Origin of the sequence: Brevundimonas sp. DS20 (assembly GCF_001310255.1) — a bacterium.
In the GTDB taxonomy this organism is placed as follows: domain Bacteria; phylum Pseudomonadota; class Alphaproteobacteria; order Caulobacterales; family Caulobacteraceae; genus Brevundimonas; species Brevundimonas aurantiaca.
In genome coordinates this window covers 2,434,323-2,448,126 of record NZ_CP012897.1, presented here as the reverse complement: position 1 = coordinate 2,448,126, position 13,804 = coordinate 2,434,323, and the positions used below count along the sequence as shown (strand labels likewise).

At 64.7% G+C, this 13,804-nt stretch carries 10 protein-coding genes and 2 pseudogenes; 6 read left to right on the top strand and 6 right to left on the bottom strand.

The window, feature by feature from the left end; translation table 11 throughout:
• Positions 1 to 109 precede the first annotated feature (109 nt).
• From uxaC to JL11_RS11945, 3 genes are all read left to right on the top strand, one after another.
• Positions 110 to 1,525 (top strand): glucuronate isomerase, encoded by a 1,416-nt coding sequence (gene uxaC, locus JL11_RS11955; protein ID WP_054765849.1) that lies wholly within the window; start codon positions 110 to 112, stop codon positions 1,523 to 1,525.
• 83 nt (positions 1,526 to 1,608) lie between these two features.
• On the top strand, positions 1,609 to 3,003 hold the full coding sequence (locus JL11_RS11950) for a mannitol dehydrogenase family protein (protein WP_227975926.1): 1,395 nt from the start codon (positions 1,609 to 1,611) through the stop codon (positions 3,001 to 3,003).
• Between the two features lie 3 nt (positions 3,004 to 3,006).
• Positions 3,007 to 4,506, top strand: coding sequence for a UxaA family hydrolase (locus tag JL11_RS11945; RefSeq protein WP_054765847.1), 1,500 nt, complete (start codon positions 3,007 to 3,009; stop codon positions 4,504 to 4,506).
• A 23-nt stretch (positions 4,507 to 4,529) separates the two neighbouring features.
• Here JL11_RS11945 and JL11_RS11940 read toward each other — a convergent pair.
• From JL11_RS11940 to kduD, 5 genes and pseudogenes are all read right to left on the bottom strand, one after another.
• Positions 4,530 to 5,747, bottom strand: a pseudogene (locus JL11_RS11940) (pectate lyase).
• A protein-coding gene (locus JL11_RS11935) for an IS3 family transposase (protein ID WP_165906610.1) occupies positions 5,668 to 6,857 on the bottom strand; the annotation gives its coding sequence in 2 pieces (ribosomal slippage) (positions 5,668 to 6,605 and positions 6,605 to 6,857; 1,191 coding nt in all). Before JL11_RS11935 ends, JL11_RS11940 begins: the two are co-directional and overlap by 80 nt.
• A gap of 63 nt (positions 6,858 to 6,920) precedes the next feature.
• Positions 6,921 to 7,484 (bottom strand): annotated as a pseudogene (locus JL11_RS11925) (pectate lyase); the annotation flags it as partial.
• Positions 7,485 to 7,594: 110 nt separating this feature from the next.
• Positions 7,595 to 8,638, bottom strand: coding sequence for a sugar kinase (locus JL11_RS11920; protein WP_082382699.1), 1,044 nt, complete (start codon positions 8,636 to 8,638; stop codon positions 7,595 to 7,597).
• Between the two features lie 19 nt (positions 8,639 to 8,657).
• Positions 8,658 to 9,416: a 2-dehydro-3-deoxy-D-gluconate 5-dehydrogenase KduD gene (kduD, locus tag JL11_RS11915; protein WP_054765844.1), complete on the bottom strand. Its 759-nt coding sequence runs from the start codon at positions 9,414 to 9,416 to the stop codon at positions 8,658 to 8,660.
• A 224-nt stretch (positions 9,417 to 9,640) separates the two neighbouring features.
• Here kduD and JL11_RS11910 point away from each other — a divergent pair, with 224 nt between their 5' ends.
• Positions 9,641 to 10,303, top strand: coding sequence for an RpiB/LacA/LacB family sugar-phosphate isomerase (locus tag JL11_RS11910; RefSeq protein WP_054765843.1), 663 nt, complete (start codon positions 9,641 to 9,643; stop codon positions 10,301 to 10,303).
• A gap of 55 nt (positions 10,304 to 10,358) precedes the next feature.
• On the opposite strand, the gene JL11_RS11905 is transcribed toward JL11_RS11910, so the two are convergent.
• Positions 10,359 to 11,408, bottom strand: coding sequence for a LacI family DNA-binding transcriptional regulator (locus tag JL11_RS11905; protein ID WP_231681294.1), 1,050 nt, complete (start codon positions 11,406 to 11,408; stop codon positions 10,359 to 10,361).
• On the opposite strand from JL11_RS11905, the gene JL11_RS11900 reads away from it, so the two are divergent.
• Together JL11_RS11900 and JL11_RS11895 are read left to right on the top strand one after the other, a co-directional pair.
• Positions 11,400 to 12,413 carry a 2-keto-4-pentenoate hydratase gene (locus tag JL11_RS11900; RefSeq protein WP_197273302.1) on the top strand — a complete coding sequence of 338 codons (1,014 nt, stop codon included), beginning with the start codon at positions 11,400 to 11,402 and terminating at the stop codon, positions 12,411 to 12,413. The two genes, JL11_RS11905 and JL11_RS11900, sit on opposite strands and share 9 nt — an antisense overlap.
• 84 nt (positions 12,414 to 12,497) lie before the next feature.
• Positions 12,498 to 13,784: an MFS transporter gene (locus tag JL11_RS11895; protein WP_054765841.1), complete on the top strand. Its 1,287-nt coding sequence runs from the start codon at positions 12,498 to 12,500 to the stop codon at positions 13,782 to 13,784.
• Positions 13,785 to 13,804: the final 20 nt, after the last annotated feature.

Genomic DNA, 13,804 nt, shown 5'->3' with positions numbered 1-13,804 from the left:
GATTTTTCGACCTGTAGGTAACCGGTGTCTTTTTTGTCCTCGGCCCTGTAACAGGAGGGACAGAAACGACTCGTCGCGTCCGGCCGGCGGGAACTGAGGGAAGGATTTCATGACTCAGCCGCTCCGACTTCATCCCGACCGCCTGTTTCCAGCAGATGCGGGAACCCGCGCAGTCGCGCGGCGGCTGTATGACGCCGTCAAAGATCTGCCGATCATCAGTCCGCACGGGCATACAGACCCCAGCTGGTTCGCCCTGAACCAAGCCTTCGCCAACCCGGCTGAGCTGCTGATTACGCCCGACCATTACGTCTTTCGGATGCTGTATTCGCAGGGGATGGCGATGGAGGATCTGGGCGTGCCGCGCGTCGACGGCGGGCCTGTGGAGACGGATCCCAGGAAAATCTGGCGCCGGTTCGCCGAGAACTATCACCTGTTTCGCGGCACGCCTTCGCGCCTCTGGCATGACTGGGTCTATGCCGAGGTGTTCGGCCTGGATGTGCGTCTCTCGGGCGAGACGGCGGACCATTATTACGACGTCATCGACGCCGCCCTCAAAACCGACGGTTTCCGGCCACGCGCCCTGTTCGAACGCTACAATATCGAGGTTTTGACCACCACCGAGAGCCCGCTGGACACCCTGGATCACCACAAGACCATCGCGTCGTCAGGCTGGAAAGGCAGGGTGCTGACCGCGTTTCGACCCGACCCGGTCCTGGATCCGGACTATGAGGGTTTCCGCGACAATCTGCACAGCCTGGCCGATCTCACCGGTCGCGACGTCATGAGCTGGGACGGCTATCTTCAAGCTCTCCGCGACCGTCGCGCCTTCTTCATCGAAAGGGGCGCGACCTCGACCGACCACGGCCATCCGACCGCCTTCACGGCGGATCTGCCGAGAGGAGAGGCCGAGGCTCTGTTCCGTCGCGTATCCGCGGCGCCCGCGACAGCTGCGGACGCCGAGCTGTTTCGCGGCCAGATGCTGACCGAAATGGCCGCCATGTCGGTCGAGGACGGCCTGGTGATGCAACTGCATCCCGGCAGTTTCCGCAATCATTCGGCGACGGTGTTCGATCGCTTTGGACGCGACAAGGGATGCGACATTCCCACCCCGACCGATTACGTCAGGGCCTTGAAGCCGCTGCTGGATCGCTTTGGAGCGGACAGGCGCCTGTCCTTGATCGTCTTCACCCTCGACGAGACCAGCTACAGCCGCGAACTGGCTCCGCTGGCCGGTCATTATCCGGCGTTGAAACTGGGCCCCAGTTGGTGGTTCCACGACAGCCCAGAGGGCATGCGCCGCTTCCGCGAACAGGTCACCGAGACCGCCGGCTTTTACAACACGGTCGGGTTCAATGACGACACCCGCGCCTTCCTGTCGATCCCGGCCCGTCACGATGTGGCGCGCCGCATGGACTGCGGCTTCCTGGCCCGGCTTGTGGTGGAGCATAGGATCGAGGAGGACGAGGCGCACGAGGTCGCCCACGCCCTGACCTATGGTCTGGTCAAGGCGGCCTACAAGCTGTGAGCGGTCCGACGTCCCGGCTGAACTCAGAGGCCTTGTCGCGACTGCCTTTGGACGTCGCTCAGCCCAGATATGACCGAGCGGAGGTGAAGACCGGCGTGGTGCATCTGGGGGTGGGAGCCTTCCACCGCGCCCATCAGGCGGTTGTCTTCGACGACGCCCTGGCCGGCGGCGACCTGCGTTGGGGGGTTCTCGGGGCCTCGCTGCGGTCACCGGGCGTCAGAGACCAACTGAATCCCCAAGAGGGACTGTACACCCTGGTGGTGCGTGACGGGGCGCGTGAGGATCTTCGCGTCATTGGCGCGGGCTGCGGCGTCCTGGTCGGCCCAGAAGACCCCGCCGCCCTGGTGGCCGCCATGGCGAGGGCTGAGGTTCACATCGTCACCTTGACCGTCACCGAAAAGGGTTACCGTATCGACCCCGCAAGCGGCGATCTGATTTTCAATGATCCGGACGTGGCCGCGGATTTGACCGATCTGGAGGCGCCGCGCACGGCCCCTGGATTCCTTGTTGCGGCGTTGAAGGCGCGCAAGGCTGCGGGCCTCAAACCCTTCACCGTCATCAGCTGCGACAATCTTCCGCAGAACGGGCAAAGAATCAGGGCGGCCGTGCTGGCGATGGCGGGCCGTATCGACCCTGACTTGGCCGATTGGATCAGGCGTCATGGCGCCTTCCCGCAGACCATGATCGACCGGATCGTTCCTGCGACCACCCCCGACGACGTGGCGCGACTGACCGGCCGGCTCGGCGTCGAGGATCAAGGCATGGTCAAGACGGAGCCCTTCACCCAGTGGGTGATCGAAAACCATTTCGCCGGCGAGCGACCGGACTTTCCAGGCCTGGGCGTTCAGTTGGCGGAGTCCGTCGAGCCTTGGGAGAACGCCAAGCTGAGACTTCTGAACGGCGCTCACTCCGCCTTGTCCTACCTGGGGGCCCTGGCCGGCTTCGAACATGTGCATGAGGTGGTGGGCGTGCCGTCTTTCCGCACCTATGTCGAAGCCCTGTGGGACGAGGTCGAGACGACGTTGGAGCCGCCGCCCGGTTTGGTGATCGCCGACTATCGGAACGCCCTGATGGCGCGCTTCTGCAACGCCGCCCTGATGCATCGCACACGCCAGATCGCCATCGACGGTTCTCAGAAGCTGCCGCAGCGACTGTTGGCGACGGCCGCAGATCGTTTGGCGGCAGGGCTCGGGATCAAGGCGACGGCGCTGGGCGTAGCGGCCTGGATGAGGTGGCAATCGGGTTTGACGGAAGGGGGAGAGCGCTTCGAGGTCGATGATCCGCTGGCCGCCGAAACGGCCCGGCGTCTGGCTGAGGCTGACAATGAAGCCGACCAGGTGCTGAGTCTTCTGAGGCTTGCGGCCGTTTTTCCGCAGCGCCTGGCGGCGGACGACCGCTTCGCCCTGGCGGTTACGGACGCCTATCTGTCGCTGTGTCGCAAAGGAGCGGTCGAGGCGGCGCGGGAGGCGGCGGTCTAGATCATGTCTCGCATTCTGGTCTTAAATTCACTCGACGACGTCGCCATCGCCCTGGATGACATTTCCGAAGGCCAGACTCCCGAAGGCTTGGACGTCCCCGCGCGCACCCACATCCCCACGGGTCATAAGATCGCGCGTCATGCTGTGGAAGCGGGAGGAGTGGTTCGTCGCTATGGTCAGGTCATCGGCCGCGCCGGCATGGCGATCGCGCCGGGAGACCACGTTCACATCCATAATCTGATGATGACCGACGATGGACGAGAGGCCGAGGTGGGGGCGGATCTGCGTTCGCCGCCGCTGCGGTCTGACGCGACCTTTCAGGGGATCGTTCGCCCGGACGGGCGAGTGGGGACGCGAAACTATATCGGCGTGCTCACCAGCGTGAACTGTTCCGCCACAGTGGCGCGCCGCATCGCCGACGCCTTTCCTGATGACGGCCTGCCGGACGGTGTCGACGGAGTGGTCGCCTTCACCCACCAGGGGGGATGCGGCGGCTCATCCCTGTCTTCCGATGTGGCCCTCTTGCAGCGCACCCTGGGAGGCTATGCCCGCCACCCCAACTTTCACGCCCTGCTGATCGTGGGGCTGGGGTGCGAGGCCAATCAAATCCCCGCCTGGCTCGCCAATGAGGGGCTGAACGCCGGTCCCACCCTTCACGCTCTGACCATACAGGAGGCCGGAGGAACGGCGCGCGCGATCGAGGCCGGCGTCGCGATCGTTCGCGATCTGATCACGGAGGCCGCCAAGACACGACGCACGACCGTGTCGGTCGAGCATCTAACGGTCGGCCTTCAGTGCGGCGGTTCGGACGGCTGGTCCGGCGTCACGGCCAACCCGGCCTTGGGCGAGGCGGTCGATCGGCTGGTCAGCCACGGCGGGTCGGCCCTGTTGTCGGAGACACCCGAAATCTGGGGAGCCGAACACCTGCTGCTGCGCCGTGCTGCGTCACAGGCCGTCGCCGACAAGCTGCAGGCGCGCCTGGCCTGGTGGCGCGACTATGCGGCGCGACATCAGATGGAGCTGAACAACAACCCCTCTCCGGGCAATCTGAAGGGCGGATTGACAACCATCCTGGAGAAGTCTCTGGGGGCCGTCGCCAAGTCGGGCTCGACGCCGCTCAACGACGTGATCGGCTATGCCGAACCGCGGGCGGCCAGGGGGCTCAGCTTCATGGACAGCCCAGGCTACGACCCCTGTTCGGCGACGGGCCAGATCGCCTCGGGCGCCAATTTGATCGTCTTCACCACCGGCCGTGGCTCAGTCTTCGGGGCCAAGCCGGCGCCCTCGATCAAGATCGCGTCCAACGCCAAGTTAGCGCGTTGGATGGACGAGGACATGGATATCGACGCTTCGCCGGTGCTTACGGGCGCCAGCCTGGCCGACGTCGGCGAACGGATCTTCCAAAAGATGCTGGCCGTGGCCTCTGGCGAGCCTTCAAAGTCGGAGGCGCTGGGCATCGGCGACAATGAGTTCGTCCCTTGGCAGGTGGGCGCCTACCTCTAAAGGACTGACACCGGACGGCCCGATCATKCSKGSMGTCMGATCGCSSATSWKKCGAMYGARGRCCKRGRTSGAGATCGCCCWYGWYYSGRTAGTSRRGWCCGAKRKGGMGACGYSTCYCAGACSKGGTAGTCGGTCCGATAGGGCGACGTGTCCCAGACGTCGCCGACACGTGTCATCTGATATTCGCCGCCGGTCACGGCGGTCGGGGAGTCGCCCCTGTAGGGGTTCGACGTCGTCGTCAGCGGCGTCGGCCAATAGCCCCGCGCATTCAGTCCGGCCAGAACCTCGGCTACGCGGCTTTCGCTGACCGGCGACGGCCGTTTGGCCTCGCTGGACATGTCCCAGACATCGACGTCCTGAAGGGTGAAATAGGTCGGAAGCCGTAGAGAGCCCGGTCGCGCCTTCAGCGGCGACCCTTGCGTCACAGCCTCGACCGGCAGGGCGGAGAGGCGGGCATACTCCGCGCGAAGAGCGGGCGTGTCCACGTTCCGGAACGAACCGTAGTGGACGATCAGATTCTCGGGATTGTCGTCGGCGTAGTACTGGCCGTTGGCGACGTTGGATCCCCGACGATGGATGTAGATCGGGGTGTTGGCGCCTTCGAGAATGAAGGTGGGATGGGTCCGCCCCGGTGTATTGAGCGGCGGCTTGGTCGCGACCTGATCCAGCCAGTCCAGGGCCTCAGGCAGGCGGTCAAGGAATTTCCGGTCCCCGGTCAACCGGTAGAAGCCGAGCATCGACTTGATGTTGGTGCCCGTCGCATGGGTGACGAGGGCCTGAGGTTCGATCGTCCGCGCGCCGGCCGGCTTTAGGGTGTCGGGGAAATGCTGCAGGCCCCAGGCGGGCTGGGGCTGAGGCTGTTGGGTTCTGACGAAGATATCCATGCCGCGGTTGATCGCATCCAGGATGCGCGGATCGCCGCGTCCGTTCCGCGCCAACCCGTGCCAGGCGTAGATCAGAAACTCCAGATTCTCGCCTGCGACATCGTCATTGAAGGTGATGTAGGGCGTGTAGTCGGCGTGCCCGTGGACGCCGCCGTTCTGTACGAAGGGGTAACGTTGAGGCCAGCCTCCGTTCGGATACTGGCTGTCGAGAACAAAATCGATCGCCTTGTTCAGAGGCGCCAGATATTTGCGGTCTCGCTGACGTGACCCCCGTTTCTCATCCAGCCATAACGAGAGTCCTAGGTTGATCTGAGCTGTGATCGGCTGGGTTGGCAAGAGGCCGGTCTGCGCAGCCATCAACCAGCGCAGCAGGCCGGCCGATGTGTCCGGTGAGCGCTTCTGCATAAGCCTGCGGCGTCAGCCACCCGAGCTTCGAGTGCGGACGCTGCTCGTTGTAATCGCGTCGCCACGCCTCCAGCACGGCGCGAGCGTGCGGCAGCGAGCGGAACAGCGTCTCGTTCAGCAGCTCGTCACGCAGCCGCCCGTTGAAGCTTTCGTTGAAGCCGTTCTGCTGGGGCTTGCCCGGCGCGATGTAGTGCCAGCCGACGCCGGTGTCGTCGGCCCAGGCCAGGACCGCGTTCGAGGTGTACTCCGTGCCGTTGTCGCTGACGATGGTGTCGGGCCGCCCTCGCTGCCGGATGACGGCGTCCAACTCCCGCACGACCCGCGCGCCCGACAGCGAGGTGTCGGCCACCAGCGCCAGGCACTCGCGCGTACAGTTATCGATCACCGTCAGGATGCGGAAGCGCCGCCCGTCCGTCAGCTGGTCTGCGACGAAGTCCAGCGACCAGCGCTGGTTGGGCGCCAGCGGCAGGTCCAGCGGTCGCCGCGTGCCCATCGCTCGCTTCCGGCCGCCGCGCCGGCGCACCGTCAGTTGCTCGTCGCGATAGATCCGCTGGACCCGTTTCCTGTTGACCGCATGGCCCTCGCGCCGCAGCAGCACGTGCAGGCGACGATAGCCGAACCGTCGACGTTCCTGGGCCAGGGCCTTCAGCCGGTCGCGCAGAGCGCCGTCGTCCGGGCGCGTCGCCTGATAGCGCACGCTCGTCCGATCGACGCCCAGAACACGGCACGCCCGCCTTTCGCTCATCTCGTAGGCGGCCTGCAGATGGCCAGCCGCCTCGCGATAGCCGGCGGGCGTCACCACTTTTTTCCCAGCAGGTCCTTCAGGGCCACGTTGTCCAGCATCGCGTCCGCCAGCATCCGCTTCAGCCGGGCGTTCTCATCCTCGAGCGCCTTGAGCCGCCGAGCCTCCGACACGTCGAGCCCGCCAAACTTGGCCTTCCATTTGTAAAAGGTCGCCGAGCTGACCCCGTGGCGTCGGCACACCTCCGCCGTCGCTACACCGGCCTCCTGCTCCCGCAGGATCCCGATGATCTGCTCTTCCGTGAACCTCGATCGCTTCATTCTGTCCGTCCTTCGTTGGGCGGACTCTAGCTATTCCTGGAGGAGTTTCAGGGGGTCACGTCATCGCTTTTCGAGGTACAGGCGAAGAAGCAGTTGCGAGGCCTCAGCCGTACCCGCGTCATCGAAGGTGGCGTTGCCGTAGTAGCGATGAAATTCCTCCAGCCGCCATGCGTTCTTGCCGACCGTGTCGTACCACCGCCTCAGCGAAGCCTCGCCGGCCGTGTCGATGACATAGTTCCAACCGCCAGCCGGGTGTTGGCCCCGGACAAGAGCGTCGGCGGCGGACTTGGCGGCCTCATAATAGAAGTCGTCGCCGGTCGCATGATAGGCGTCCAGGAACAGGTGCCCCATGGTCGCGGTTCCAGGCGGCTGCACCCAGATCATGGTCGGGCTGGCTTCCAACTCGCCCCAGCGCCGAGAAAAGTCGGGCAGATACTGCCAGACATAACCGCCTTCGACTGCAGCCTCATCGGTCATAAAGCGTGCCGCCCGCTTCATCCCCGCCAGGATGGCGTCCCGCTGAGGCGCCGAGGCGGCGCCAGCGAGGGCGGGTGCGGAGGCGGCGACAAATGTGGCGGCGGCGCCGGCGGCCAAGACGGCGCGACGGCTCATGGAAGGGGCATGCATGCTGAAACTCCTGGACCTCTGAAACGGCTCTTCGCGGCCGGTTGGACACTCAATCAAGCACGACTGACACCGGTTTCCTAGGGGAGTCTCGACGGAATCCGGCCGGGGATCTAACGGCGAATGTCGAACCCGTTGTCACCCATGGCCGCCCGCACCTGATCGGCCGAAAACAGGTTGAAATCGCCCGGAACCGAGTGTTTCAGGCCGGCGGCCGCCAAGCCGAAATCCAGCGCCTGCTGATCCGACCAGCCGCTCCAGAGCCCGAACAGCACGCCGGAAGCGAAGGCGTCGCCACCGCCTACCCGGTCCACGACACCGGCCATGTGCAGGGCGTCCGCCTGCGTTTCGACGATCCGTCCACCGTCTCGCGTCAGCATCACCGCTGAAAGCGCCTGGTCGGCGACGCTGTCTTGCACCCGCAGGGTGCAGGCGATGCGTTGAAGACGAGGAAAGGCGTCGAAGGCGGCCTTTGCGGCCTCGCGACGCCGGACGGCCGGGTCGGCGTCGTCGAACCGCGTCCTCAGCACCAGGCCGAAGTCACGATCGTCAGCAAAGGCCAGGGTCGCGCCGCTCAGCATGCCGCCCAAGACCCTCGGGGGATCGCCGTCCCATTGCTCCCACAGCTTTCCGCGGAAGTTGCCGTCATAACTGACCTTAACCCCAAGGCGCGCCGCAGCGTCTATCAGGGCGACGGCGGCGGACGAGCCGTTAGGGCCCGTAGCCGGCGTGACGCCGGACGCGTGCAGCCATTCCACCCCGTCCAGCAAGGCGTCCCAATCGAACGCCGTATGGACATGTTCGACGAAGGCGGAGCCGGCGCGGTCGTACAGGACTTCCGATGGGCGCCTTACGGCCCCAGGGGTGAGGAAGTACAGGCCCATTCGACCGGCCTTGAACACGACCGTCGAGGTATCGACGCCGTGTCGGCGCACTTCGTCACGCGCGGCGCGACCCAGGACGTTGTCGGGCAAGACTGTCGCCAAACCCGTGGGGGCGCCGAATTGGGCCAGGGAGACCGCGACATTCGCCTCCGCGCCCCCTGGACGGACCGTCAGGGCGGGAGACTGCAGAAGCAACTCGTGCTGATTGGGCGAAAACCGCAGCAGCATCTCGCCGAAGCAGAGGATGCGGCGGGGAGATGCGCTGTGGGTCATGCTTCAGACTAGCCGTCGCTCAGCGCGCCTGCCAACCGCCGTCGACCGGCAGGATGGCGCCTTGGACATAGTCGGACGCTCGGCTCGCCAGGAAGACGGCGGCCCCGCCGAGGTCCGAAGGCTCGCCCCAGCGGCCGGCCGGGATGCGGCCCAGGATTTCAGCCGAGCGGACGGGGTCCTCGCGCAGCGCCTGAGTGTTGGCAGTGGCGAAATACCCAGGCGCAATGGCGTTGGCGGTGATGCCGTGCGGCGCCCATTCGTTGGCCATCAGCTTGGTCAGGCCGGCCACGCCCGACTTGGAGGCGGTGTAGGAGGGCACCCGGATGCCCCCCTGGAAGGAAAGCATGGAGGCGATGTTGATGATCTTGCCGCCTTCGCCCTGTTTGATGAAGTGACGGGCCACGGCCTGGCTGAGGAAGAAGACGGTCTTCAGATTGATGTTCATCACCAGGTCCCAGTCGGCCTCGGTGAAGTCCACGGCGTCGGCGCGACGGATCAGGCCCGCATTGTTGACCAGGATGTCGATCCGGCCCATCGCCTCAAGGGTTTCCTGAACCACGCGCTCGACCGGTTCGATCGAGGTCAGATCGGCGCTGACCGCATGAGCGCGGCGTCCCATGGCCTTCACCTTGGCGACCGTGTCGTCGGAATCCGACAGGGCGACCGAAACGATGTCGGCGCCGGCTTCCGCCAGAGCCAGAGCGATTCCCTGGCCCAAGCCCACATTGCCGCCGGTGACCAGGGCGACTGTTCCGGTGAGGTCGAATGGAGTGGTCATATTGTGTTTCCTCTAGTCTGCGCCTTTTGCGACGCCGTTTAGCGGGTGTGATGCGGCAAGGGCTAATGTTCCGCTCTGTCAGCCTCGCCGGGAAATCGATCCGGCTGACCTTGCATCTCTCCCCATGTGGACTAGGTAACCGGTGTCATATTATGATGCAATCCATTAGCCCATAATCGCGCGACATGGTTCGATGTCGCCTGAACTCGCCTTGAGGAGTCCCCATGAAGATCGCGCTCATTATCGAAAACAGCCAGGCCGCAAAAAGCGAGACGGTGCATGCGGCTCTGTCCGCCGTCGCGGAGCCGCTGGGGCATCAGGTGTTCCACTATGGAATGTACGCCGCCGAGGATAAGGCGTCGCTGACCTATGTGATGAACGGCGTGCTGACCGCCATCCTGCTCAACTCCGGCGCCGCCGACTTCGTGGTGACCGGTTGCGGCACCGGCATGGGATCGATGCTGGCCTGCAACAGCATGCCGGGCGTCTTCTGCGGCCTGGTCATTGATCCGACCGACGCCTTCCTGTTCGGCCAGATCAATGACGGAAACGCCATCTCCATGCCCTATGCCAAGGGGTTCGGTTGGGCGGCGGAGCTGAACCTTCAGGACGTGTATCGCAAACTGTTCGAGGGCGAGCGCGGCCTGGGCTATCCCAAGGAACGTGCGGAGATCATGCGCAAGAACCGAGGCGTGCTGCGCGATCTGAAGGCCGCATCCTGCAAGGACATGCTGACCGTGCTGAAGGAGATGGATCAGGACTTGCTGAAAGCCGCGATCGCGGGCGAGCGGTTTTCCGAATACTTCTTCGCCAACGCTACGGACGAAGATATTCGCGACTATCTGAAGGGCGTTCTGAGCGGCGCGAAGGCTTTGGAGCCCGCATAAGGCTAAGGCTCGGCCGGCGCGTGGCCCGCGCCGGCCGCCTTTTTGAAAAGCGTTTTCAAGCCGCAGGGATAGCGGATTTCCGCACCACGAGAGCAGGTCGGACTTCCGGCTGCTTCAACTGGGCCGCATCCACGCCGCGCATGGGCGCCAGAAGCTTCTCGGCCGCCATGCGGCCCATGTCGCGAATCGGCAGGCGGACGGAGGTCAAGTTCGGCCAGACCCGCGCGGCCATGGGCAGATCGTCGAACCCGACGATCGACAGGTCGCGTGGCAGCTCCAGCCCCCGCTCGCGGGCCGCCTGCATGATCCCGATCGCCATGTCGTCGTTGAGGGTGAAGATGGCGCTGGGCGGGTGGGCCAAGGAAAGCAGGGCGTGGCCGGCTTCAACACCTGATTCAAACGTATAGGCGCCCTTGAAGTCGTATTCGGGCGCTAGTGGAATCCCGCGCGCCGACAGGGCGTCGATAAAGCCCTTGCTTCGCACCGCCGACGATCGGAACAGGTCCGGCCCGCGAACCAGACCGATCCGCCGGTGGCCCAGGTCGGCAAGGTGATTCGCCGCCTCAGCCGCCCCTATCCCGTCGTTCGTCACCACCATCGACGCCGGCTCGTCCAGGGCTACCGAGGCGATGCGGACATAGGGGCAATCCAGGTCGCGCAGCAGCGCGATGACCGCCTCGTCCTCAGACACCGAAGGGGGCATGATGACGCCATAGAGCCTTTGCCGCTCCACGAAGCCTCGGATGTCCTCAAGCAGAGTAGGGGAGTTGCGGTTGCAAGGATGGACGACAAGTTCCAACCCCGAACCCTTCAGGGCGTCCAGCACGCCTTGCTGCATATTGACGACATAGGTCGGGCTGGGGTTGTCGTAGATCAGGCCGATCAGGAAAGAGCGGCGGAACGCCAGCCCGCGCGCCTGGGGATCGGGCGTAAAGCCCAACGCCTTGATGACCGCATTGACCCGTTCCCGCGTGTCCTGGCGCACGAACGGCGACTGGTTGATCACGCGCGAGACGGTCTTTTTGGACACTTCCGCCACGCGGGCGACGTCGTTGATGGTGGCCCGCTTAGCCGTCTTGCCGGGGCGCGGATCGTCTTGAGCCAAGGTGCGGCTCCTTCCTTCTTGTCGAGCTTCAGCCATAACGCCGACTCGCGCCGGACGCTACAAACCTCTTCAAAGCGCATTGACACCGGTTTCCTCCCTCGCTCTTATCGCGGCCTGTTTGCGAGGCCTTACCTTGATCCGCACCTATTCATTCGTGAGAGTCGCGTCATGAGCGCGACGCCGATCGCCGAAATCGGGATGGCCTCTGTCGCCGCAGAGCCAGATCAGATCGCGGCGCGCTTCGTGGCGGCGCGACTCGCCTGCCGCGCCACGCCGGATTATCCAGGCCGGATTCCCGAAAACATGGCCAAGGCCTATGCGATCCAGTCTGCGGCCATAGAGCGGTTTCCCGACAAGGTCGTCGGATGGAAGGTCGGCGGGGTGCCGCTTTCGCAGCAGCCGGAGCTGGGGGTCCACCGACTGGCCGGCGCCATCTTTGCACGCAATGTTTGGGCGAACGTTGAAGGCGCCGCGACGGCGTTGCCGGAGATCGAGGGCGGCTTTGCAGCCGTCGAGTCCGAGTTCATCGCCCGCATCGGTCATGATCTGAACCCCGACAAGACGGATTGGAGTTTGGCGGACGCCGTCGCGGCGATCGACAAGATCTTCGTGGGCGTTGAGCTGGCGGGCAGCCCCTTGTCGGCGATCAATGACCTGGGCTCCGCAGTCGTCGCCTCAGACTTCGGCAACAACGGCGGCCTGATCATCGGGCCTGAGTTGGCGGATTGGCGCGAGCGGCTGGAGGCGATCGAGGTCGAAACCTTCGTGAACGGCGAGAGCGTCGGCGTCGGCGGTTCTGCGTCGCTTCAGGGCGGCGCAATGGAGTCCGTCCGTTTCTTGGCCGAGCATTGCGCCCGATGGGGCCGACCGCTGAAGGCCGGCATGTTGATCTCCACCGGCGCCGTTACCGGCGTACACCGGGTCCATGCAGGGGATCAGGCCGTATGCGTGTTCAGGGGCGTTGCCGAACTCCATTGCTCGGTCGTGAGGGCTGAAGCGCAGTAATCTTCTTCAAACACGTCAACCTGGCCGCCGTTGAGGGACGAGAGAGCCGGGACGCGTGAGGAACCATCAGGAACGGGAATAATCATGACCGACGCGTCAAGCGCAGGACCGATTGAGATCAAGGCGCCGTCGCCGGGCAAGTATCGGTGGATCATCATGTGGCTGCTGTTTGCAGCCATGGTCATCAACTATGTCGATCGCCAGATGATCGGCTTCTTGAAGCCCATGTTGTCAGCCGAGTTCGGTTGGTCGGAGACCGACTACGCCGACATCGTCTTCTGGTTCCAGGCTTCATACGCCGTGGCCTATCTGCTCTGGGGTCGGATCATGGACCGTGTCGGCGCACGCTGGGGCCTGGGGGTGGCTTTCGGCATCTGGCAGATCGGCCACATCCTGCACGGCGCGGCGCGGGATCTGTCGCACTTCATGATGGCGCGCATGCTCCTGGGCGTCGGCGAGGCCGGCGGATTCCCTGGAGGCATCAAGGCCGTCGCCGAGTGGTTCCCAAAGAAGGAACGCGCCCTGGCGACGGGCCTGTTCAACGCGGGCACCAATATCGGCGCCATTGTCACGCCCCTGATCGTTCCGGGTCTGGTTCTGGCCTTCGGCTGGCAACTGGCCTTCGTCATCACCGGCCTGCTGGGCCTAATCTGGCTGCCGATCTGGCTCCTGGTCTATCGCCGGCCGCGCGAACAGAAGCGGCTGTCGGCTGCCGAGCTGGCCTATATCGAGCAGGATCCTGCCGATGTCGTTGAAAAGGTCAAATGGACCAAGCTGTTGGGCGTCAAGGAAACTTGGGCCTACGCCCTGGGCAAGTTCCTGATCGATCCCATCTGGTGGATGTTCCTGTTCTGGCTGCCGGACTTCCTCGGCAAAACCTACGGACTTGATCTGAAATCCTTCGGCCCCCCGCTGGTCGCCATCTACCTGTTGTCGGACGTGGGATCGGTCGGCGGCGGCTGGCTGTCGTCTCGCTTCATGCACCGCGGCATGAGCGTCAATAGGGCCCGCAAGATCACCATGCTGATCTGCGCCCTGTGCGCCGTCCCGGTCGCTTTCGCCGCCATGGCGTCCAACCTCTGGGTGGCGGTCGGCATCATCGGCTTGGCCACCGCGGCCCACCAGGGCTTTTCGGCCAATCTCTACGCCCTGCCGGGCGACGTCTTCCCGCGCTCGGCGGTCGGTTCGGTCGTGGGGATCGGGGGCATGTTGGGGGCCATCGGCGGCATGGCGATGGCGAAGTACGCCGGCTATGTGCTGGAGCAGATCGGCACCTATATGCCGATCTTCATCGTGGCGGCTTCAGCCTATCTAATCGCCCTGTTGGTGGTGCATCTGCTTTCGCCGAAGTACGCTCCGGCCAAGGTCTGATCAAAGCGCGGCCGGACGAT

Bases quoted from the DNA above. Each gene is read 5' to 3' on its own strand.
- JL11_RS11895 (WP_054765841.1), top strand. From the start codon at position 12,498: ATGACCGACGCGTCAAGCGCAGGACCGATTGAGATCAAGGCGCCGTCG.
- JL11_RS11945 (WP_054765847.1), top strand. From the start codon at position 3,007: ATGTCTCGCATTCTGGTCTTAAATTCACTCGACGACGTCGCCATCGCC.
- JL11_RS11920 (WP_082382699.1), bottom strand. From the start codon at position 8,638: ATGACCCACAGCGCATCTCCCCGCCGCATCCTCTGCTTCGGCGAGATG.
- kduD (WP_054765844.1), bottom strand. From the start codon at position 9,416: ATGACCACTCCATTCGACCTCACCGGAACAGTCGCCCTGGTCACCGGC.
- JL11_RS11910 (WP_054765843.1), top strand. From the start codon at position 9,641: ATGAAGATCGCGCTCATTATCGAAAACAGCCAGGCCGCAAAAAGCGAG.
- uxaC (WP_054765849.1), top strand. From the start codon at position 110: ATGACTCAGCCGCTCCGACTTCATCCCGACCGCCTGTTTCCAGCAGAT.